Source organism: Cupriavidus sp. USMAA2-4 (assembly GCF_001854305.1).
GTDB classification, from domain to species: domain Bacteria; phylum Pseudomonadota; class Gammaproteobacteria; order Burkholderiales; family Burkholderiaceae; genus Cupriavidus; species Cupriavidus malaysiensis.
In genome coordinates, this window is sequence record NZ_CP017748.1 from 3,966,467 (window position 1) to 3,985,443 (window position 18,977).

Sequence of the window (18,977 nt, forward strand, 5' to 3'; positions counted from 1 at the left end):
GGCAGCGCAGGTCAAGGCGGCGCCGGAGAGTATGTTGCCGCTGCGCGGTGCGACCGTCAGCCTGTCCGGCTGACTGCCGGCCTGCCGGCAGCGCCTTCGCCGTCGGCCGGCCCGGTGCGTCCGGCTCTACCGCTTTCGGCGTAGCGGATCAAGGCGGCCAGCAGCCGATCCATGTGAGCGCAGGCGACTCGCAGTGGCTGTAGAGTTCTCTCAGGTGTCTCCTGCAGCACCCGGTGCGACACGGCCTGCTCGAATTCCGCGCAGGCCAGAAGGACGGGTTCGAAGCCGATGACGGCAGCGCCGCCCTTGAGCTTGTGTGCATCCGACGCGGCCTTCGACAGGGCGCCGGCAGCCATGGCTTGCTCGATCTCGCCGAGGTACTGGTGGCTGGTCGACTGCAGCAGGTGCAGGAAGGCGGCTGCCTCGGGGCCGTCCGTGAAGATCTCGCCCACGCGCTGCGCCGCACGCTGGGCATGGCCTTCGCGAGTGCCGCTTCGCCGTGTCCTGGCCGTGCTGCCGGGCGGGGAGGTGCCGGTGGACGTGCTGGTGGACGTGCTGGTGGACGTGCTCGTGCGGGCGGTGCCGGCAAGAGGGGAGCCGGGCCTGGCCTGCTGCAGCAGAGCGCGCAGGGCGTCCAGGCCGGCCGGCTTCACCAGGCAGCGGTCCATGCCGGCCTCCTGGGCCTGCCGGGCGACTTCCGGCCGTGCGTCGGCGGTACAGCCGATCACGAAGAGATGGCGCAGGCGCGCATCGGCACGGATGCTTCGCGCGAGCGCGTAGCCGTCCATGCCGGCCATATTGCAGTCGGTGATGACCAGGTCGGTCTCGTGGTGTGCCAGGATCTCCAGGGCTTCCCGCCCATCGGCCGCCGTATGGACCGTCACCACCCCGAGGAAGCCGAGCTGGCGCACCAGCAGCTGTCGGTTGGCGGGATGGTCGTCGACCACCAGTGCGCGCAGTCCGGCAGGTGTCGCCAGCGGCTCCGGCGGCAGCGCATGGCCGGTTGCGGAAGAGGGCAGGTCGGCCGGCGAGGCCGGGATCTCGACGAAGAACTCGGTGCCCAGGCCGAACTCGCTGCGCAGCCAGATGCGCCCCTGCATCTGCGCCAGCAACTGGCGGCAGATCCAGAGTCCCAGCCCGGTGCCGCCGAAGCGGCTGCCGGTGTCGCGCCCGGCCTGGCGGAAGGGCAGGAAGAGCGAGGCCTGCTGGTCCGCGCGGATGCCCGCTCCGGTGTCCCGCACCGCGATATGCAGAGTACCGCCGTCCGGACGCCCGCCTTGCCATCGCACCTCCAGGGCCACGAGGCCGTGCTGCGTGAACTTCAGGGCATTGCTGAGCAGGTTGCCGACGATCTGGCGTACGCGCAGGGCATCGATGCGGATCGCGGGCGGCAGCGTTTCGTCGAGGTGGGCTTTGAACTGCAGCCCCTTCTCGTGCGCCAGCGGCCGGTAGATCAACAGCAGCCGCTCCAGCTCCTCGCGCGGATCGGCCGGCTGCGGGTCCAGGCTCAGCTGTCCGGCCTCGATCTTGGCGTAGTCGAGGATATCGTTGATCAAGGTCAGCAGCGACTGGGCGGCCTGCTGTACCGCCACCAGGCTCTGCTTGTCCGGCCGTCTGCGCGAGCGGATCTCGAGTTCGAGCGTACCCAGGATGGCGTGCATCGGCGTACGGATCTCGTGGCTGATGGTGGCCAGGAAGGTGCTCTTGGCACGGTTGGCGGTATCGGCCGCCTGCTTGGCCTGCTGCAGTTCACGCTCGGTGCGCTTGCGTTCCGTGATGTCCAGCCAGCCGCCCAGCACGCCGTCGAAGCGGCGGTCGGCGCCATAGAGCGGCAGCAGCCAGATAAAGAGGTCGACGTCCTGGCCCCGGTGCTCGAGGTGGCAATCTGTCATGCAGGCGCGGCGCTGGGCGCGGACACTGCGGGCCAGCGCGGCGAGGCGCGCATCGAGCGCGCCGCCGCTGCCCGCGCGCTCCCAATCGTCCGCGCGCCCGCGCTCCAGCAGGGCGGCCGCCGTGTCGCCGTAGGCGGCGGCGTAGTGCGGATTGCAGCTGGCCAGGCGGCCGTGTGCGTCGCGCACGAAGACGGCGAACGGCAGCCCGTTGATCAGCGTGCGCTGGAATTCCAGCTGGTCGCGCAGCCGCAAGGCCTGCTGGCGCCGCGTGTAGTAGGACCAGCCGAGGTAGAGTCCGCCGGCGCACAACAGCCCCAGCGACACCGCCAGCCCCAGCAGCAGGCCTTGCGTCTGGCGGTCCGACAGCCCGTAGCGCGGGATTGCCACGCGAGCGCCGTTCCAGTCGCGCCGGATGGCGTCGAGCTCCTCCGGCGGGACGCTGTCGAGCACCTTGTCGATGATGCCGATCAGTTCAGGGGAGCGGAAATCGGCGGCGAAACTGATCGGCCAGGGGGAGTCGCTGGTGGTTGCCGCCACCGCGAACTGCCCGTCGAAGCGCGTGGCGTTCAGGTAGTTCGCACTCGTCAGGTTGGTGATGATGGCATCGACCTTGTGCTCCTGCAGCCAGCGGAACAGGACCAGCATGTCAGGCGCCACCGCGATGCTGGCGGCTCGCCCGGCCACGCCATCGGGCAGCAAGCCGCGCGTGCCGAGGGTGTTGCCGGGTACGCCGACGCGCCGCCCGGCCAGGTCGGTGGCCTGCCGGATGCCCTGCTCATCGGCGTGCGTGGTGATGACCCACAGCGACTCCATGTAAGGCGTCGAGAACAGCATGTGCTGGCGCCGCTCCTCCGTCGCGGTCACGGACAGCAGCAGATCGATGCGGCCCGAGCCCAAGGCAGCGAAGCCGTCGGCGTCGTTGTCGAGGAGCACCGGTTCGAATTGCAGGCCGGTGCGGGCGGTGATCACGGCCAGCAGGTCCATCGACAGGCCGGTGGGGCTCGCATCGCGATGGTCGAGGAAGGAGAACGGAGCGAGGAACCGGGCCGCGCCGAAGCGCACGCGCGGGTGGGCGCGGATCCAGGCGGCTTCTTCCGGGGACAGGTTCACTTGCTGGGCGACGCGGAAATGGCTGGCCGAGCCGAGCCAGCGCTGCTGGATGTCACCGGCGATGCGGATCGGCACGTGGCGCAGCAGGATGTCGATCGCCTGCAGCAGCGGGCGCTGGCGCGGCGTGGCCAGCAGCACGAATGGCGCACCGCTGAACGGCGCGAAGTTGGTGATCGCGAGCTGCAGCAGTTGCAACTGGTCGATCAGGTAGTTGGCGCCTGTCGCGACGCCGACGAAGAGGTCGGCGCGGCCGAAGGCGACCGCTTCCAGCGCCAGCAACTGGGTGGGGAAGACTTCGATGCGGGCCTCGCGATAGTGCCGGGCGAGGCTGTCGCGGTCGACGCTGTCACGTGCGATGGCAATGACCTGCGTGGCGGTCGGACGCGCCGGGCCGGTGCGGCGGACTTCCGCCAGCCGGTGTGTGAAGTAGGCGGAGGTGGCGGACAGCGTGTCGCCGGCCTCGTCTGCGGTCCCCGCCAGCAGGTCGATGGCGCCGGCCTCGAGCGCCTGGCGTGCCTGGGCGCCGGTGTCGAAGCCGGTGATCTCGAAGCGCAGCCCGCTCATCGCCGCCAACGCCGCCAGGTAGTCGGCCAGGACGCCTTCGAACAGCTTGTCGGCGCGGTTCAGGTAGATGGGCACGAAAGTGTGCCGGACATAGCCGACGCGGACCGTGCGATAGGCGCGCAGGACCGGTGATCCCTGCAGGGCGGGCGGCAGGCGCAATGCCGCGTCCGCGCCGATGCTGCTGGTCAGCTTCAGCGCCGGGGTGGTCGCCGGCGCGCACCAGCCGCCGCAGGCGCAGCAGGCCAGCCACAGCCAGGTGGCCGCATACCGCGCGAAGCGGGGCCAGGACGGGGGGGATCGCATGCGGGGCGGGATCGGGCCGGATCGAGCAGGAGGCCGGGCGGGGCGTGCCCGTTCAGCCGCGGGCCTCGCCCCGGGACGGGGCGGCAGCTGCGGCTGGCCGGGAGAGCGGGGCAAGTGCTGGGCTGGGCATGAAGGCGGCTCGCAAGGTTCGTGGCTGGCCCAGCCGTCACGCCAGGCAGAAGAGATCGCCCAGATTTCAGCTTTGTGCCGCTTGCCGCGCAATGGCCGCAGACCGTGATTAGGAGAAGGCCCAAAAAACTGAGGAATGCACTCACCAGTTTTCTCAGCTAGCGCCTATATATATGTAGGCATATTCCGATTCGAGGTCCGCCGGCTTCGTGCTGGCCCCCGATGCCGGCAGGATCCGGCACGCTGCGGAGGAGGGCAAGATGACAACGGATTCCAAGCCGCGCCTGAGCGCGCTGGTGCAGACCGCACCCCAGGCCGGGCGCTATGTCTGGGTGATCGCACTGGTGGATTTCGAAGCGAGGCTGCTCAAACGGACGATCGTGTCGGACGACACCTTCACCACGGCGGACGCGGCCCGCGTCGCAGGCGAGGCGCAGTTGCGCGCCATGGCGGCGGACCACTAGTCCACTGCGTCATTCGTGCTGAAGCACGAATTCGTCGACTAAGTCCGCCGAGGGGCTGCGCGCTTTGCCGTGACGCAGGCTTGCCAGGCTTCAGCGCTTGCAGCGCCACGTTGCAGGCCTTGCGCAACCTCTTGGCAGGCGCTTGTCAGACTTCTCTCAGCAGGCCGAGTTCATCAACGGATTCAAGGCTCAGGACATCGGCCGTCGCAGCGGAGGGCGGCCTTGAAATGCAAGGAAACCCTTTCTTACAGACTGTCGCGGGGCCGACGCATAGACTGGCGCCCAGTTCGTCTCGCCCTGCATGGGAAAGGATCTTCGTGAACCGTTTCGTCCGCCGCGCCGCGCTTGGCCTTGCCTGCGCCACGACCCTGGCCTGTGGCCTTGCCACGGCACCTGCCGCGATGGCACAGGTTTCCGTCAACGTCACCATCGGCGCGCCCCCGCCGGCGCCTGTCTACGAGGCGGTGCCGGCTCCGCGTCCCGGATTTATCTGGGTGCCTGGCTTCTGGGACTGGGATGCCGGGTACCACCGGCACGCCTGGCAGGCCGGACACTGGGAGGCGGAGCGGCCCGGCTATGCCTACGCGCCGCCGCGCTGGGAGCATCGTCCAGAAGGCTGGGTGCTGGTGCGCGGGGGTTGGGGCGGCCGTGCGGAGCCGCAACGCGGTCCGGAACGTCATGACGACTACCGGCACGACGACCGCCGCCGTGATGATCAACGCCGCGACTGGGACGGCCACGGCCCGCACGACGGCGGGCTCCGGGACCACGGCTGAAACGGCCTGCCCGGCCGGCCTGGCAAGTGCCGGCGCGGCGGGATGTCCGCACATCGCGGCATGGTACGATCCTCCGAAACCCTCGGAGATGGGCATGCCGGCAAAGCACGTCTTTTCGCGTGAGCAGTACCTCGACATCCTCAATGAGAGCCTGCGCAACCATCCGGGCTGGCGGCCGGGCATGGCCTTCGTCTTCCATCCGGCCGGTGCGGACGCGCACCAGGCCACCGGCGTCAGCTGCACCGGGCCGGCCTCGGCGATGCCGGTCTATGAAGATATCCAGCGCGTCGCCGCCACGCTGATCGTGGTGCGCGACGCGTGATCGGTGCCCTGGCGCTGGCGCCAGGGGCAACACTCATTCCTCGTCATCGCCCTCGCTGTCGAGGAATTCGCGGCGCTGCATCCAGTTGGCGATCGCCTCGTCGCAGACACGCTTGAGCTTCTGCCGCTCAGGCAGCTTGTCGAACAGCTCGAAGTTCACCAGCGCCATGCCCGCATCGGTGATATAGAACAGGCGGCGCGGCTCGTCGTAATGCACGATGCGGCCATCGATGCCGCCTTCTTCGCCATCGCCCGGCATGTCCTCAAGTTCCACCACGCGGCAGGTGAAGCGCGGGCTGCGGGTGTGCGTGAGGTACTCGAACTCGTCGTGCATGATCTCGCCACCCTTGCCGGTGGCGATGGCGAAGCCCCAGATGAAGCGGGGCATCGGCAGGTCGGACAGATCGTCAATCTCGTCCATGTCTTCCATGTCATTCTCCCTGATGCAATACCCGCATTATCGCCCGGGAGCCCGTCCATGCGCCACGCCTGCCGGGCGGCGGCGCTGCCGCTAGCGCGCGGCCTTGCAGTTGGCGTAGGGCGCCGGGGCGCCGTCCCCGCCGCGCAGGTCCTCCAGCCGGCCTTCGTCTCCCTTGGTGATCCATTGGTAGGGCCCGGCCGCATAGCGCGCGCCGGAGCCGGTCAGCACGCTGGCGAACAGCAGCGGCCTGCCGTCCAGCCGGAGGATGGCGATCTGGTTGTCCGCGCTGTTGAAGTAGCGCGCGCTCAGCGACTTTCCTTCGTCGCAGCGGTAGCGCACCGTTCGCGGCGGCTCGAAGCGCACGCCGTCGATGCCTGGCCGCGTCGCGGCGGCCAGGGGCAGGACGGCGAGCAGCACGCCCAGGGCGGCAGCGCTGGCGAGCAGGCGGGAAAGGCAGGCTGGCATGTCGGATTCCTCGAGGCAGGGTTGTGGGCAGGGGCGCTGGCAGGGCTCAGCGGAGCGGGCGCCGAAGGCTTTCCGCCGCCCGCTTCCCGCCGCCCGCTCCCCGGGGCGCTCGCGCAGTCGGGGCCTGCAGTCGGGGCGGCGCTGTCGGCGGCCGGGGAGGCGCGGTACTCAGTCGAGCATATAACCCGAGGCGAGCTTGCGGAAGTCCTCCACTTCGCGGGTTTGCCAGGCAGCATCGTGCTGCAGTTCCTCGGCCAGGATGGCCGCCACGCGCGGCGCGGCCGCGCTGGCGCCACGCGCATCGAGGAACAGGGCGCGATTGCGGCGCGCCAGCACGTCCTCGACGCGCCGCGCCATTTCGTGGCGCGCGGCGAAGCGGACGTGGGCGGCGGTCAGCCCGGAGCCCGCCATCAGCACCTCGTCCTGGCCAGGCAGTGCGCGCAAGGCTCCCAATTCGTTGCCGTAATAGCGATCGGGTGAGCCGCTGCCGGATGCCGGCAGGTCGGCCGGCAGGCCCTGTGCGCCATGCAACGCCAGTTCCGTCGTGATGCAGGGCGCAGCGCGCGCCACCAGCCCGCGCTGGATGGCGGTGTCCACCACGTCCTCCGCCATCTTGCGATAGGTGGTCCACTTGCCGCCGGTCACGGTGATCAGGCCGCCCTTGGAGACCAGGATGGTGTGCTCGCGCGACAGCGATGCGGTGGTGTTTTCCCCGGTCGCCTTGACCAGCGGGCGCAGCCCGGCCCAGACGCTGGTGACGTCGGCGCGAGTGGGCGAGCGGGACAGGTAGCGCGCCGCCGTTTCCAGGATGAAGTCGACGTCGTCGCCGGCGGCGCGCGGTTCGAGCGGCAGGTCCTGGCGCGGGGTGTCGGTGGTGCCGACGATGGTGTGGCCGTTCCAGGGCACCACGAACAGTACCCGGCCGTCGTCGGTGCGCGGGATCAGGATGGCGTCCTGGCCGGGCAGGAAGCTGCGCGGCAGCGTCAGGTGCACGCCCTGGCTGGGCGCCACCATGGTGCGGGCCTGGCCGTCCTCCATGCGGCGCACGGCATCCACCCAGACGCCGGTGGCGTTGATCACGCACTTCGCCTGCAGGGCGAAGCAGGCCTCGCCGAGCGCGTCCTGCACGGTGACGCCGGTGACGGCGCCGCCTTGCTGCAGCAGGCCGGTCACGCGCAGGTAGTTGACCGCGGTGCCGCCCACGTCGAAGAGGGTGCGCATCAGGGCGATCGCCAGCCGTGCGTCGTCGAACTGGCCGTCGAAGTACAGGTTGCCGCCGCGCAGCGGGCGTCCGCCCACGTGTTCGGCGAGCGTGGGCGCGGCGGCCAGCGTCTCGCGGTGGTTCAGCCAGCGGCTGCCGGCCAGCTTGAGGTTGCCCGCGAGCATGTCGTAGACCTTGAGGCCGATGCCGTAGAAGGGCTGGTCCAGCATCTGGTAGGCCGGCACGACGAAGCCGAGCGGCCACACCAGGTGCGGTGCGTTGCGGGCCAGCAGGCCGCGTTCGTGCAAGGCCTCACGCACCAGGCTGATATTGCCCTGCGCGAGGTAGCGCACGCCCCCGTGCACGAGCTTGGTGGCCTTGCTGGAGGTGCCTTTGGCGAAGTCCGCGGCCTCGACCAGCAGCGTGCGGTAGCCGCGCGAGGCTGCGTCGACGGCCGTGCCCAGGCCGGTGGCGCCGCCACCGATGACGATCACGTCCCAGCGCGGTTCGCGCGCGAGGCCGGCGAGCAGGTCGGCGCGGGCAGGGGGCAGGATCTGGGTGAAAGGCGTTGGCATGGTCACAGGTTCAAAACGGGTCAATCTTCGGGGAGTGCGGGTTGCTTCCCGGCCGCGCGCCGCAGGTGAGGGTGCGGTGCCGGGAGAGGGTCATGGCGTGCCGTCGGCCAAGTCCTCGCGGGCCCAGTCGCGGGCACGATCCACGGCGCGGTGCCAGCGCGCCAGGTGCTGCGCGCGCGCGTCGGCCGACAGGCGCGGCTCGAAGCGCTGCTCGACCTGCCATTGCCGGCTGATCTCGCCTTCGTCCTGCCAGTAGCCGGTGGCCAGGCCGGCCAGGTAGGCCGCGCCCAGCGCCGTGGTCTCGGTCACGCGCGGGCGCACCACGGTCGTGCCCAGCAGGTCGGCCTGCATCTGCATCAGCAGGTCGCTGCGCGAGGCGCCGCCGTCCACGCGCAGTTCGGCCAGGGAGATGCCGGCATCCTTCTGCATGGCGTCGAGCACATCCACGCTCTGCAGGGCGATCGACTCCAGCGCGGCGCGCGCGATCTGCGGGCGTCCGGTGCCGCGCGTCATGCCGACCAGGGTGCCACGCGCGAACGCGTCCCAGTGCGGAGCCCCCAGGCCGGCGAAGGCCGGCACCAGCACGACGCCGCCGGTGTCTTCGCACTGGCGTGCCAGCGGTTCCACTTCCGCTGCGCTCCGGATGATCTGCAGGCCGTCGCGCAGCCACTGGATGGTGGCGCCGCCCATGAAGACCCCGCCTTCCAGGCAGTAGACGGTGCGCTCGCCGAAGCGCCAGCCCACCGTGGTCAGCAGGCGGTTGTGCGACGTCACCGGCTGGCTGCCGGTATTCATCAGCAGGAAACACCCGGTGCCATAGGTGTTCTTGGCCATGCCGGGCGACAGGCAGGCCTGGCCGAAGGTGGCGGCCTGCTGGTCGCCGGCGATGCCGGCGATCGGCACTTCGGCGCCAAACAGCCGGGATGCCGTACGCGCGACCTCGCCGCTCGAAGGTACGACCTCGGGCAGCACGCTGCGCGGGATGTCGAGCAGGGCGAGCAACTCGTCGTCCCAGGCGAAGCGATGGATATTGAACAGCATGGTGCGGGACGCATTCGACACGTCGGTGACGTGGCGCGCGCCGTCGGTGAGCTGCCAGACGAGCCAGGCGTCGACGGTGCCGAAGGCGAGTTCGCCGCGCTCGGCGCGTGCGCGCGCACCCTCGATGTGGTCGAGCATCCAGCGCAGCTTGGTGCCGGAGAAATAGGCGTCGACGATCAGGCCGGTACGCTCGCGGAACAATTCGCCGTGGCCCGAGGCCACCAGCGCCTCGCACATCGGCGCGGTGCGCCGGTCCTGCCAGACCAGCGCACGGCCGACCGGCTCGCCGGTGGCGCGGTCCCACAGCACGGTGGTTTCGCGCTGGTTGGTGATGCCGATGGCATGGAGCTGGCTGGCGGAGACGCCGGCGTCGTTCAGCACCTCATGCGCCACGGCGAGCTGCGATTGCCAGATCTCGTAGGGATCGTGCTCGACATGGCCGGGGTGTGGATAATACTGGCGGAATTCCCGCTGGGCCAGCCGCACCACGTTGCCGAAATGGTCGAACAGGATGGCGCGCGAACTGCTGGTGCCCTGGTCTAGCGCCAGCACGTAGCGTGGCTGTCCCTGCGGCAGGCCGGCGGGGTTCGGGGTTTGCGATGGCGTCGTGCTGTGCGTCATGCAAGCGGTCCTGTGAAGTCCTGAGCGTTCGCGCCAGTGCGCGGCGCGCGTTTCATGAAAGAGGCAGTCAATTTGTCCAAGCTTCCCGATTCCCCGGCCGGCACCGACGCGGTCGCCCGCATCGAGGCCGCGCTGGCGGCGCGCAGCCGCTTCGATGCCGCCGCCCACCTGCGGCTGATGGTGGGCGCCAGCCAGGTCGGCTGGCTGCCGCGCGCCCATGCCGAGATCCTGCTGGCCCAGCCGACCGTGCCCGCCGCGCTGGAGGCAAGGGGCGCGCACGAGGTCGCGCTGCTGCCGCGCTGCACGGATTTCGCCGCGCGCTCGGCGGCGCTGGCCGAACTGGCGCGCTGGCTGGCCGGCGCCGGCCACGTGCGCGGCTGGCGCGACGAACTGTTCGCCGTCACGCCGGCGTTGCAGGCGCCGGCGCTGGCCGTGGTCGAGCGCGCCGCGGCGCGTTTCTTCGGCCTGCTGACCTTCGCCTCGCACATGAACGGCATCGTCGGCGATGGCGATGGCCGGCGCCGCTTCTGGATCGCGCGCCGCAGCCCCGCCAAGGCGGTCGACCCTGGCATGTGGGATAACCTGGTGGCTGGCGGCATGCCCCATGGCAGCGACCCGCTGGCCACGCTGGTGCGCGAGTGCGAGGAGGAGTCGGGCATCCCGCCCGACCTGGCGGCGCAGGCGCAGGCCTGCGGGGTGATCGAGGTGCTGCGGGAATTACCTGAGGGGGTGCAGTGGGAGGCCGTCCATGTGTACGACCTGCTGCTGCCGGCCGGCTTCATTCCGGTCAATCGGGACGGCGAAGTGGCGGAGCACCGTCTTATCGAGCCGGGGCCATTGCTTGCTATCATGGCGGATGGCGCCATGACGGTCGACGCGACCCTGGTGACGCTGGATGCGCTCCGCCGCCGCGGCTGGGCGGCCTCCGGCACATCCCGCGCGTGAGCCGCGCGCTGCGCGGCCGGCCCGGCGGACATCCCAAAGAACAGAACACGATGAGCAACACCGGTTTCATTCTCACCATCTCCTGCCCTGACCAGCCCGGCATCGTGCATGCCGTGTCCGGCCTGCTGTTCCAGCATGGCTGCAATATCGTCGACTCCGCTCAGTACGGCGACGAGTACGCAGGCCGCTTCTTCATGCGCGTGCATTTCACCCCGCCCGCGGCCGGCCCCGACCTGGCGGCGCTGAAGGCGGCCTTCGCGCCGGTGGGCGAGCAGTTTGCCATGCAGTGGGACCTGTTCGACGCCAGCGTCAAGCCGCGCGTGATGATCATGGTGTCCAAGATCGGCCACTGCCTGAACGACCTGCTGTTCCGCGCCAAGGCCGGCGGACTGCCGGTAGAGATCGCCGCGATCGTGTCGAACCACCGCGACTTCTACCAGCTCGCCGCGTCCTACGACATTCCCTTCTTCCACCTGCCGCTGATGAACGCTTCGCGCGAGCAGAAGCTGGCCCAGGAGGGCAAGGTTTTCGAGGTGGTGCGCGAGCAGAACATCGACCTGGTGGTGCTGGCGCGCTACATGCAGGTGCTGTCCGACGACCTGTGCACCAAGCTGGCCGGCCGCGCGATCAACATCCACCACTCCTTCCTGCCCAGCTTCAAGGGCGCCAAGCCCTATTACCAGGCGCACGACCGCGGCGTGAAGCTGATCGGTGCCACGGCCCACTACGTGACGGCCGACCTGGACGAAGGCCCGATCATCGAGCAGGAGATCGAGCGTGTCGATCACAGCATGGATCCCGAGCAATTGACCGCGGTCGGCCGCGACGTGGAATGCGTGGCGCTGGCACGCGCGGTCAAGTGGCACGCCGAACACCGCATCCTGCTCAACGGCCACAAGACGGTGGTCTTCAAGTAAGCGGCAGGCGCCCGGACCATCCGTCCGGGACCGGACGGCGCGCCCTGCGCCGCCCGCATTGCCCGCGCGGCCGCCCGGCCGCGCCAGGCGGCCGGCGCCGGCCCGCGCCTCAAGGCTGGTCCGCGACCACACAGTTCACCTCGCTTTCGGCCAGCATCCGGTCGAAGGGCGCTTGCAGCGGCATGTCGGTGAAGAGCCGGTCGATCTGCGACAGGTGGGCCAGTTCCACCATGGCCTGGCGGTTGAACTTGCTGGCATCCGCCGCCAGCCATATCTCGCGCGCGTGCTCGATGATGGTCCGCGCCACCTTGACCTCGCGGAAGTCGTAGTCGCGCAGCGTGCCGTCGGCCTCGATGCCCGAGATGCCGATCAGGCCGATATCCACCTTGAACTGCCGGATGAAGTCGACCGTGGCTTCGCCGACGATGCCGCGATCGCGCGAGCGCAGCACGCCGCCGGCGACGATCACCTCGCAGTCGGGGTTATCGGCCAGGATGTTGGCCACGTTCAGGTTGTTGGTGATGACGCGCAGGCCCCGGTGGTGCAGCAGGGCGCGCGCCACCTCCTCGACCGTGGTGCCGATGTTCAGGATCAGCGAGCAGCCCTCCGGCACCGCCGCCGCGACCGCGCGCGCGATGCGCACCTTGCCTTCGGCGTTGAGCACCTGGCGCTGCCGGTAAGCGATGTTCTCGATGGTCGAGCCTTCGACCCGAACCCCGCCGTGGAAGCGCGCCAGCATGCCGTTTTCGGCCAGCAGGTTGACGTCGCGCCGCACGGTCTGCAGCGTCACGCCGAACTTGCGCGCGAGTTCTTCGATCGAGGCGAAGCCCTGGGTCCGGACTTCTTCGAGCAGGGCGGTTTGGCGTGGATTGAGCGTCATGCCCGCATTCTAGTTCAATCAGAAACGAAAACAAATGATGCGCTGCAAGATTGTTTTGCTTTCGTTTCTTTGCTAAAACGAGCGGGAAGCAGAAATACAAGAATCTTGCGCGAGCCCGACCGCGCAAACCGAGGCAGACATCAATGCCGCCAGCAGCGAGGCGGCGCGCGCAGGAGGCTGGATGCAGCTCAGACTGGAAGGCATTGCGCAGCAGGCAGGGTCGCAAGCCTATCTCTATCCGATGACAATTGCACCCGTGGCGGGTGCGGTCACGATTCTGCTGGGGGCCACCCAGGCCGGCAAGACCTCCTTGATGAGGGTGATGGCTGGACTTGACAGGCCGAGCGCCGGCAAGGTCCTGGTCGACGGCGTGGACGTGACCGGCGTGCCGGTGCGCCAGCGCAATGTGTCGATGGTCTACCAGCAATTCATCAACTACCCGTCGATGCGGGTATTCGACAACATCGCCTCGCCGCTGCGCTTGCGCGGCGGCGCCGATATCGCTGCGCGGGTCCGCTCGCTGGCGCAGCGCCTGCACATCGACCACCTGCTCGAGCGCTTTCCGTCCGAGCTGTCCGGCGGGCAGCAGCAGCGCGTGGCGCTGGCGCGCGCGCTCGCCAAGGACGCGCCGCTGATGCTGCTCGACGAGCCGCTGGTCAATCTCGACTACAAGCTGCGCGAGGAACTTCGCGAAGAGCTCAGCCAGCTGTTCGCCCACGGCGACGCCACCGTCATCTATGCCACCACGGAGCCGACCGAGGCCCTGCTGCTGGGCGGCCACACCGCCGTGCTCGATGCCGGCGAACTGCTGCAGTACGGGCCTACGCCAGAGGTGTTCCACTATCCCGACTCCCTGCGCGTGGCGCGCGCGTTCAGCGATCCGCCGATGAACCTGCTGCCCGGTGAACTGCATGGCGGGCGCGTGGCGCTGGGCGGCGACATCGTGCTGCCGCTGCCGGACGCGATGGCGCACGGCGGGCCGGTGACGGTCGGCGTGCGCGCCGGCGCGCTGCGGCTTGAAGCGGGGCCGGGTGCGGTCCGCGTGCCTGGCCGCGTCGCCCTGGCGGAACTGTCGGGCTCGGACACCTTCGTCCACGTCGATACCGCCGTCGGCAACCTGGTGGCGCAGTTCCCGGGCGTGGTCGATCTCGAACTGGGTGCCCAGCTCGCCCTGCATGTCGACCCGGACCAGGTCTACCTGTTCGACACCGCCGGGCGCCGCATCCATGCACCGCGCCGGCCAGGCGGCCGGCCGGCACCGCTGGCGGCGGCGGTGGCCGCGGCGGGAGGATACTGACATGGCTCGCATCGATCTCGATCTCGCGCATTCCTACCTGGCGCAGCCGCATGCCGACGAAGACTACGCGCTGCTGCCGCTGCGCTTCACCTTCGAGGACGGTGGCGCGTACGCGCTGCTGGGTCCCTCGGGCTGCGGCAAGACCACGCTGCTGAACTGCATCTCCGGGCTGCTGCGGCCTTCGCACGGCACCATCGCCTTCGACGGGCGCGACGTCACCGCCGCCACGCCGCAGCAGCGCAATATCGCCCAGGTGTTCCAGTTCCCCGTCATCTACGACACCATGACGGTCGGCGAGAACCTCGCCTTCCCGCTGCGCAACCGCGGCGTGCCGCCGGACCAGGTGCGCGAGCGGGTCGGGCGCGTGGCCGAGATGCTGGACCTGTCGGCGTGGCTGGACCGGCGCGCCAGCGGGCTGGCTGCCGATGCCAAGCAGAAGATTTCGCTCGGCCGCGGCCTGGTGCGCAACGACGTCTCGGCGATCCTGTTCGACGAACCGCTGACGGTGATCGACCCGCACCTGAAGTGGCAACTGCGGCGCAAGCTCAAGGAGATCCACCACGAGTTCAAGCTGACGCTGATCTACGTCACGCATGACCAGACCGAGGCCCTGACCTTTGCCGACCAGGTGCTGGTGATGTCGCGCGGCAAGACCGTGCAGGCGGGGCCGGCGGATGCCTTGTTCGAACGGCCGGCACACACCTTCGTCGGCCATTTCATCGGCTCGCCGGGCATGAACTTCCTGGTCGGGCAATGGCGCGACGGCGCCATCGAGATGGGCGGCCGCCGCTACACGCCGGAGCTGGCGCCGGCGCTGGGCCAGGCGCTGCAGGCGGCAGGCAGCTTCAAGGTCGGGGTGCGCCCCGAGTACCTGCGGCTGGCCGCGGCCAACGATCCGCAGGCGGTGCCGGTGGTGGTCGAGCGCGCCCAGGACATCGGCACCTACTGGCTGGTCACCGCCGCCGTGCACGAAGCCGGCGGCAAGGTCGCCACGCTGCGCGCCCGCATGGGCGGCGAAGCGGCGGCGCTGCGCGCGGGCGAGACCGCCTGGCTGTCGGCCTTCCATCGCCACACCTGCTACTACGTCAACGAGGAACTGGTGTCATGAGCACGCTCAAGCCCGTCAATCAGAAAGCCTGGCTGCTGGTGGTGCCGGTGGTGCTGTGCGTGGCCTTCTCGGCCATCCTGCCGCTGATGACCATCGTCAATTACTCGGTGCAGGACATCATCTCGCCCGAGCGCCGGGTCTTCGTCGGCACCGAGTGGTTCGCCACCGTGCTGCGCGACAGCGAGCTGCACGACGCGCTGCTGCGGCAGGTCGGATTCTCGCTGGCCGTGCTGCTGGTGGAGATCCCGCTGGGCATCCTGCTGGCCCTGTCGATGCCGGCCAGGGGCTGGCAGGCGTCGGCGGTACTGGTGGTCATCGCGCTGTCGCTGCTGATTCCGTGGAACGTGGTGGGTACTATCTGGCAGATCTTCGGGCGTACCGACATCGGCCTGCTGGGCGCCGCGCTCGACGCCATGGGCTTCGCCTACAACTACACCGGCAGTGCGCTCGACGCCTGGCTGACCGTGCTGGTGATGGACGTATGGCACTGGACACCTCTGGTCGCGCTGCTGTGCTACGCGGGACTGCGCGCCATCCCCGACGCCTACTACCAGGCAGCCAAGATCGACGGCGCCAGCCGCCTGGCCGTGTTCCGCTACATCCAGCTGCCCAAGCTGCGCGGCGTGCTGATGATCGCCGTGCTGCTGCGCTTCATGGACAGCTTCATGATCTATACCGAGCCCTTCGTGCTGACCGGCGGCGGGCCGGGCAACGCTACCACCTTCCTGTCGCAGTACCTGACGCAGAAGGCCGTCGGCCAGTTCGATCTCGGTCCCGCGGCCGCGTTCTCCATCGTCTACTTCCTGATCATCCTGCTCCTGTGCTTCGTCCTGTACAACTGGATGCAGCGCGCGGGCACCGCCGGTGCGGAGGACATGCCCAATGCCTGAAGCCAAGCAGCACGCCACCTGGTGGCGCAATGCCTTCCTGCTGGTCTACCTGCTGTTCGCCATCGTGCCGATCTACTGGATGGTGAACATGTCGTTCAAGACCAATGAGGAGATTCTCTCCACGCTGTCGTTATGGCCGGTGGACTTCACGCTGGAGCACTACCGGACCATCTTCACCGATGCCTCCTGGTATTCCGGCTACATCAACTCGCTGATCTACGTGGCGCTGAACACCGTGATCTCGATCACGGTCGCGCTGCCGGCGGCCTATGCGTTCTCGCGCTACCGCTTCATCGGCGACAAGCACGTGTTCTTCTGGCTGCTGACCAACCGCATGACGCCGCCCGCGGTGTTCCTGCTACCCTTCTTTCAGCTCTACTCGACCATCGGCCTGATGGATTCCCACCTGGGCGTGGCGCTCGCCCACCTGGTATTCAACGTGCCGCTGGCAGTGTGGATCCTGGAAGGCTTCATGTCCGGCGTGCCGCGCGAGATCGACGAGACGGCCTATGTCGACGGCTACTCCTTCCCGCGCTTCTTCCTCACCGTCTTCCTGCCGCTGATCAAGGCAGGCGTGGGCGTGGCCGCCTTCTTCTGCTTCATGTTCAGCTGGGTCGAGCTGCTGCTGGCACGCACGCTGACCTCGGTCAACGCCAAGCCCATCGTCGCCACCATGACGCGCACCGTGTCGGCATCCGGCATGGACTGGGGCGTGCTGGCCGCGGCCGGTGTGCTGACTATCGTGCCCGGCGGCATCGTGATCTGGTTCGTGCGGCACTACATCGCGAAGGGCTTCGCGATGGGCCGCGTCTGATGCGGAGGAAAGTCCATGTTCAGCTGGATGGTCTGGACCACGCCGGTGGCCGTCTTCTTTTCCTGCATCGTGGTGATGCTGGCCCTCATGACGCTGTGGGAGACGCGCGCGCCGTCGGTGCTGCGCAAGGGTTTCCTGCCCATCGCGACCACGCGCGGCGACCGTCTCTTCATCGGGCTGATGTGCGCCGCCTGGATCAACCTGGCCTGGGTCGGGCTGGGCGAGAAGATGGCGGGCTGGTTCTCGCTGGCCGATGAGCCGTCGGTATGGATCAGCTTCGTGGTGTCGATGCTGGTGCTGGCGCTGATCCTGCGCAAGGGCTGAGCGCCGCGGCAGCGGTCGCACGGCCGGCGCCGGAGCAGGGCGCGGCGGAGCAGGGTGGAGTGGAGATATCCGAGCCAATGGGCCTGGCGGCTTGTCCCTTCCCGGGGCCGCGGTCCAACGATACAGCGGGAAGGGGGAGTCACGAGGAGGCGTTCATGAAGGTGCAGATGAAGTTGGGCATGACGGCGTTCGCCTGCGCAGCGGCGCTGGCCTGCGGCCACGCGGCCTGGGCCGGCGAAGCCGATGCCAAGAAGTGGGTCGACAACGAGTTCCAGCCGTCCTCGCTGTCCAAGGACAAGCAGCTGGCCGAGATGAAATGGTTCATCGACGCTGCCGCCAAACTCAAGGCCAAGGGCGTCACGCAGATCAGCGTGGTATCGGAGACGCTGACGACCCACGAGTACGAATCGAAGACCCTGGCCAAGGCCTTCGAGGAGATCACCGGGATCAAGGTGACCCACGACATCATCCAGGAAGGCGACGTGGTCGAGAAGCTGCAGACCTCGATGCAGTCGGGCAAGTCCATCTATGACGGCTGGATCTCCGACTCCGACCTGATCGGCACGCACTACCGCTACGGCGCCATCCTGCCGCTGAGCGACTACATGAGCGGCGCGGGCAAGGAGTGGACCAACCCCGGACTCGACGTCAAGGACTTCATCGGCACCAAGTTCACCACTGCGCCCGACGGCAAGCTCTACCAGCTGCCCGACCAGCAGTTTGCCAACCTGTACTGGTTCCGCGCCGACTGGTTCGCGCGCCAGGACCTGAAGGACAAGTTCAAGGCCAAGTACGGCTACGAGCTGGGCGTGCCGACCAACTGGTCGGCCTACGAGGACATCGCCGAGTTCTTCACCAACGACGTCAAGGAGATCGACGGCAAGAAGGTCTTCGGCCACATGGACTACGGCAAGAAGGACCCGTCGCTCGGCTGGCGCTTCACTGACGCCTGGCTGTCGATGGCCGGTGCCGCCGACAAGGGCCTGCCCAACGGCTTGCCGGTCGACGAGTGGGGCATCCGCGTGGCCGCGGACAAGTGCACGCCGGTGGGCGCCTCGGTGGCGCGTGGCGGTGCCACCAACAGCCCGGCCGCGGTCTACGCGCTGACCAAGTACATCGACTGGATGAAGAAGTACGCGCCACCGCAGGCGATGGGCATGACCTTCTCGGAAGCGGGCCCGGTGCCGGCGCAGGGGCAGATCGCGCAGCAGGTGTTCTGGTACACCGCGTTCACGGCCGACATGACCAAGAAGGGCCTGCCGGTGGTCAATGCCGACGGCAGCCCGAAGTGGCGCATGGCGCCGTCGCCCTACGGCCCGTACTGGAAGCAGGGCATGCAGAACGGCTACCAGGACGTGGGCTCCTGGACCTTCTTCAAGAACACCGATCCCAACCGCCTCGCCGCGGCCTGGCTGTACGCGCAGTTCGTGACCTCGAAGACGGTGTCGCTGAAGAAATCGCTGACCGGGCTGACCTTCATCCGAGACAGCGATATCCACCACGAGTACCTGACCAAGAACGCGGCCAAGTACGGCGGCCTGATCGAGTTCTACCGCAGCCCGGCGCGGGTGGCATGGACGCCGACCGGCACCAACGTGCCCGACTATCCGAAGCTCGCGCAGCTCTGGTGGAAGAACGTGGCCACGGCTGTCACCGGCGAGAAGACGCCGCAGGCCGCGATGGACAACCTCGCCGACGAGATGGAGCAGGTGATGGGGCGGCTGCAGCGCGCCGGCATGGCGAACTGCGCGCCCAAGCTCAACCCGAAGGAGGATCCGGCCAAATGGCTGTCGAGCGAGCATGCGCCTTGGCAGAAGCTGTCCAACGAGAAGCCCAAGGGTGAAACCATCGCCTACGACAAGCTGCTGCAGGCATGGAAGGAAGGGCGGGTGCGCTGAGCCCCGGCCGGCGTGCCCCGC

General features: G+C 68.8%; 17 protein-coding genes. 11 read left to right on the forward strand and 6 right to left on the reverse strand.

Annotated features, from left to right (window positions below; all coding sequences use genetic code 11):
* Positions 1-56 precede the first annotated feature (56 nt).
* The gene (locus tag BKK79_RS17675; protein WP_071038154.1) at positions 57-3,869 is read right to left on the reverse strand and encodes a response regulator; all 3,813 of its coding nucleotides are present in this window, start codon (positions 3,867-3,869) and stop codon (positions 57-59) included.
* A gap of 389 nt (positions 3,870-4,258) precedes the next feature.
* On the opposite strand from BKK79_RS17675, the gene BKK79_RS17680 reads away from it, so the two are divergent.
* The 3 genes from BKK79_RS17680 to BKK79_RS17690 all read left to right on the forward strand — a co-directional run bounded on the left by BKK79_RS17680 (position 4,259) and on the right by BKK79_RS17690 (position 5,560).
* Positions 4,259-4,462, forward strand: coding sequence for a hypothetical protein (locus tag BKK79_RS17680; RefSeq protein ID WP_071014169.1), 204 nt, complete (start codon positions 4,259-4,261; stop codon positions 4,460-4,462).
* A 401-nt stretch (positions 4,463-4,863) separates the two neighbouring features.
* Positions 4,864-5,238: a hypothetical protein gene (locus BKK79_RS17685; RefSeq protein WP_232346326.1), complete on the forward strand. Its 375-nt coding sequence runs from the start codon at positions 4,864-4,866 to the stop codon at positions 5,236-5,238.
* Positions 5,239-5,332: 94 nt separating this feature from the next.
* Positions 5,333-5,560 carry a hypothetical protein gene (locus tag BKK79_RS17690; protein ID WP_071016481.1) on the forward strand — a complete coding sequence of 76 codons (228 nt, stop codon included), beginning with the start codon at positions 5,333-5,335 and terminating at the stop codon, positions 5,558-5,560.
* A gap of 33 nt (positions 5,561-5,593) precedes the next feature.
* On the opposite strand, the gene BKK79_RS17695 is transcribed toward BKK79_RS17690, so the two are convergent.
* From BKK79_RS17695 to glpK, 4 genes are all read right to left on the reverse strand, one after another.
* Entirely contained in the window at positions 5,594-5,980 is a 387-nt protein-coding gene (locus BKK79_RS17695) for a hypothetical protein (protein WP_071016479.1), read from the reverse strand.
* 90 nt (positions 5,981-6,070) lie between these two features.
* Positions 6,071-6,445: an MliC family protein gene (locus BKK79_RS17700; protein ID WP_071038156.1), complete on the reverse strand. Its 375-nt coding sequence runs from the start codon at positions 6,443-6,445 to the stop codon at positions 6,071-6,073.
* A 168-nt stretch (positions 6,446-6,613) separates the two neighbouring features.
* Complete coding sequence (locus tag BKK79_RS17705) at positions 6,614-8,227, reverse strand: glycerol-3-phosphate dehydrogenase/oxidase (RefSeq protein ID WP_418235862.1); 1,614 nt, start codon at positions 8,225-8,227, stop codon at positions 6,614-6,616.
* Positions 8,228-8,311: 84 nt separating this feature from the next.
* Positions 8,312-9,883: a glycerol kinase GlpK gene (gene glpK, locus BKK79_RS17710; RefSeq protein WP_071038157.1), complete on the reverse strand. Its 1,572-nt coding sequence runs from the start codon at positions 9,881-9,883 to the stop codon at positions 8,312-8,314.
* A 54-nt stretch (positions 9,884-9,937) separates the two neighbouring features.
* Here glpK and BKK79_RS17715 point away from each other — a divergent pair, with 54 nt between their 5' ends.
* Both BKK79_RS17715 and purU read left to right on the forward strand, forming a co-directional pair.
* Positions 9,938-10,828, forward strand: coding sequence for an NUDIX hydrolase (locus BKK79_RS17715; protein WP_071038565.1), 891 nt, complete (start codon positions 9,938-9,940; stop codon positions 10,826-10,828).
* Between the two features lie 50 nt (positions 10,829-10,878).
* Positions 10,879-11,745 (forward strand): formyltetrahydrofolate deformylase, encoded by an 867-nt coding sequence (purU, locus tag BKK79_RS17720; RefSeq protein ID WP_071014160.1) that lies wholly within the window; start codon positions 10,879-10,881, stop codon positions 11,743-11,745.
* Positions 11,746-11,854: 109 nt separating this feature from the next.
* Here purU and BKK79_RS17725 read toward each other — a convergent pair whose 3' ends face one another.
* The gene (locus BKK79_RS17725) at positions 11,855-12,625 is read right to left on the reverse strand and encodes a DeoR/GlpR family DNA-binding transcription regulator (RefSeq protein ID WP_071014158.1); all 771 of its coding nucleotides are present in this window, start codon (positions 12,623-12,625) and stop codon (positions 11,855-11,857) included.
* 181 nt (positions 12,626-12,806) lie between these two features.
* On the opposite strand from BKK79_RS17725, the gene BKK79_RS17730 reads away from it, so the two are divergent.
* The 6 genes from BKK79_RS17730 to BKK79_RS17755 all read left to right on the forward strand — a co-directional run bounded on the left by BKK79_RS17730 (position 12,807) and on the right by BKK79_RS17755 (position 18,956).
* Complete coding sequence (locus BKK79_RS17730) at positions 12,807-13,922, forward strand: ABC transporter ATP-binding protein (RefSeq protein WP_071014155.1); 1,116 nt, start codon at positions 12,807-12,809, stop codon at positions 13,920-13,922.
* Position 13,923: 1 nt separating this feature from the next.
* Positions 13,924-15,030, forward strand: coding sequence for an ABC transporter ATP-binding protein (locus BKK79_RS17735; RefSeq protein ID WP_071016475.1), 1,107 nt, complete (start codon positions 13,924-13,926; stop codon positions 15,028-15,030).
* Entirely contained in the window at positions 15,027-15,920 is an 894-nt protein-coding gene (locus BKK79_RS17740) for a carbohydrate ABC transporter permease (RefSeq protein WP_071014153.1), read from the forward strand. The genes BKK79_RS17735 and BKK79_RS17740 overlap by 4 nt, the downstream gene beginning before the upstream one ends.
* Entirely contained in the window at positions 15,913-16,734 is an 822-nt protein-coding gene (locus BKK79_RS17745; RefSeq protein WP_071014150.1) for a carbohydrate ABC transporter permease, read from the forward strand. Before BKK79_RS17740 ends, BKK79_RS17745 begins: the two co-directional genes overlap by 8 nt.
* 15 nt (positions 16,735-16,749) lie before the next feature.
* Complete coding sequence (locus BKK79_RS17750; RefSeq protein ID WP_071014148.1) at positions 16,750-17,058, forward strand: DUF2160 domain-containing protein; 309 nt, start codon at positions 16,750-16,752, stop codon at positions 17,056-17,058.
* Between the two features lie 167 nt (positions 17,059-17,225).
* Entirely contained in the window at positions 17,226-18,956 is a 1,731-nt protein-coding gene (locus tag BKK79_RS17755) for an ABC transporter substrate-binding protein (protein WP_071016473.1), read from the forward strand.
* Positions 18,957-18,977 lie beyond the last annotated feature (21 nt).

What these genes read in the sequence shown, in the direction of transcription:
- BKK79_RS17675 (WP_071038154.1), bottom strand. Translation starts at nt 3,869, where the DNA reads ATGCGATCCCCCCCGTCCTGGCCCCGCTTCGCGCGGTATGCGGCCACC.
- BKK79_RS17680 (WP_071014169.1), top strand. Translation starts at nt 4,259, where the DNA reads ATGACAACGGATTCCAAGCCGCGCCTGAGCGCGCTGGTGCAGACCGCA.
- BKK79_RS17685 (WP_232346326.1), top strand. Translation starts at nt 4,864, where the DNA reads ATGGCACAGGTTTCCGTCAACGTCACCATCGGCGCGCCCCCGCCGGCG.
- BKK79_RS17690 (WP_071016481.1), top strand. Translation starts at nt 5,333, where the DNA reads ATGCCGGCAAAGCACGTCTTTTCGCGTGAGCAGTACCTCGACATCCTC.
- BKK79_RS17695 (WP_071016479.1), bottom strand. Translation starts at nt 5,980, where the DNA reads ATGGACGAGATTGACGATCTGTCCGACCTGCCGATGCCCCGCTTCATC.
- BKK79_RS17700 (WP_071038156.1), bottom strand. Translation starts at nt 6,445, where the DNA reads ATGCCAGCCTGCCTTTCCCGCCTGCTCGCCAGCGCTGCCGCCCTGGGC.
- glpK (WP_071038157.1), bottom strand. Translation starts at nt 9,883, where the DNA reads ATGACGCACAGCACGACGCCATCGCAAACCCCGAACCCCGCCGGCCTG.
- BKK79_RS17715 (WP_071038565.1), top strand. Translation starts at nt 9,938, where the DNA reads ATGAAAGAGGCAGTCAATTTGTCCAAGCTTCCCGATTCCCCGGCCGGC.
- purU (WP_071014160.1), top strand. Translation starts at nt 10,879, where the DNA reads ATGAGCAACACCGGTTTCATTCTCACCATCTCCTGCCCTGACCAGCCC.
- BKK79_RS17725 (WP_071014158.1), bottom strand. Translation starts at nt 12,625, where the DNA reads ATGACGCTCAATCCACGCCAAACCGCCCTGCTCGAAGAAGTCCGGACC.
- BKK79_RS17730 (WP_071014155.1), top strand. Translation starts at nt 12,807, where the DNA reads ATGCAGCTCAGACTGGAAGGCATTGCGCAGCAGGCAGGGTCGCAAGCC.
- BKK79_RS17735 (WP_071016475.1), top strand. Translation starts at nt 13,924, where the DNA reads ATGGCTCGCATCGATCTCGATCTCGCGCATTCCTACCTGGCGCAGCCG.
- BKK79_RS17740 (WP_071014153.1), top strand. Translation starts at nt 15,027, where the DNA reads ATGAGCACGCTCAAGCCCGTCAATCAGAAAGCCTGGCTGCTGGTGGTG.
- BKK79_RS17745 (WP_071014150.1), top strand. Translation starts at nt 15,913, where the DNA reads ATGCCTGAAGCCAAGCAGCACGCCACCTGGTGGCGCAATGCCTTCCTG.
- BKK79_RS17750 (WP_071014148.1), top strand. Translation starts at nt 16,750, where the DNA reads ATGTTCAGCTGGATGGTCTGGACCACGCCGGTGGCCGTCTTCTTTTCC.
- BKK79_RS17755 (WP_071016473.1), top strand. Translation starts at nt 17,226, where the DNA reads ATGAAGTTGGGCATGACGGCGTTCGCCTGCGCAGCGGCGCTGGCCTGC.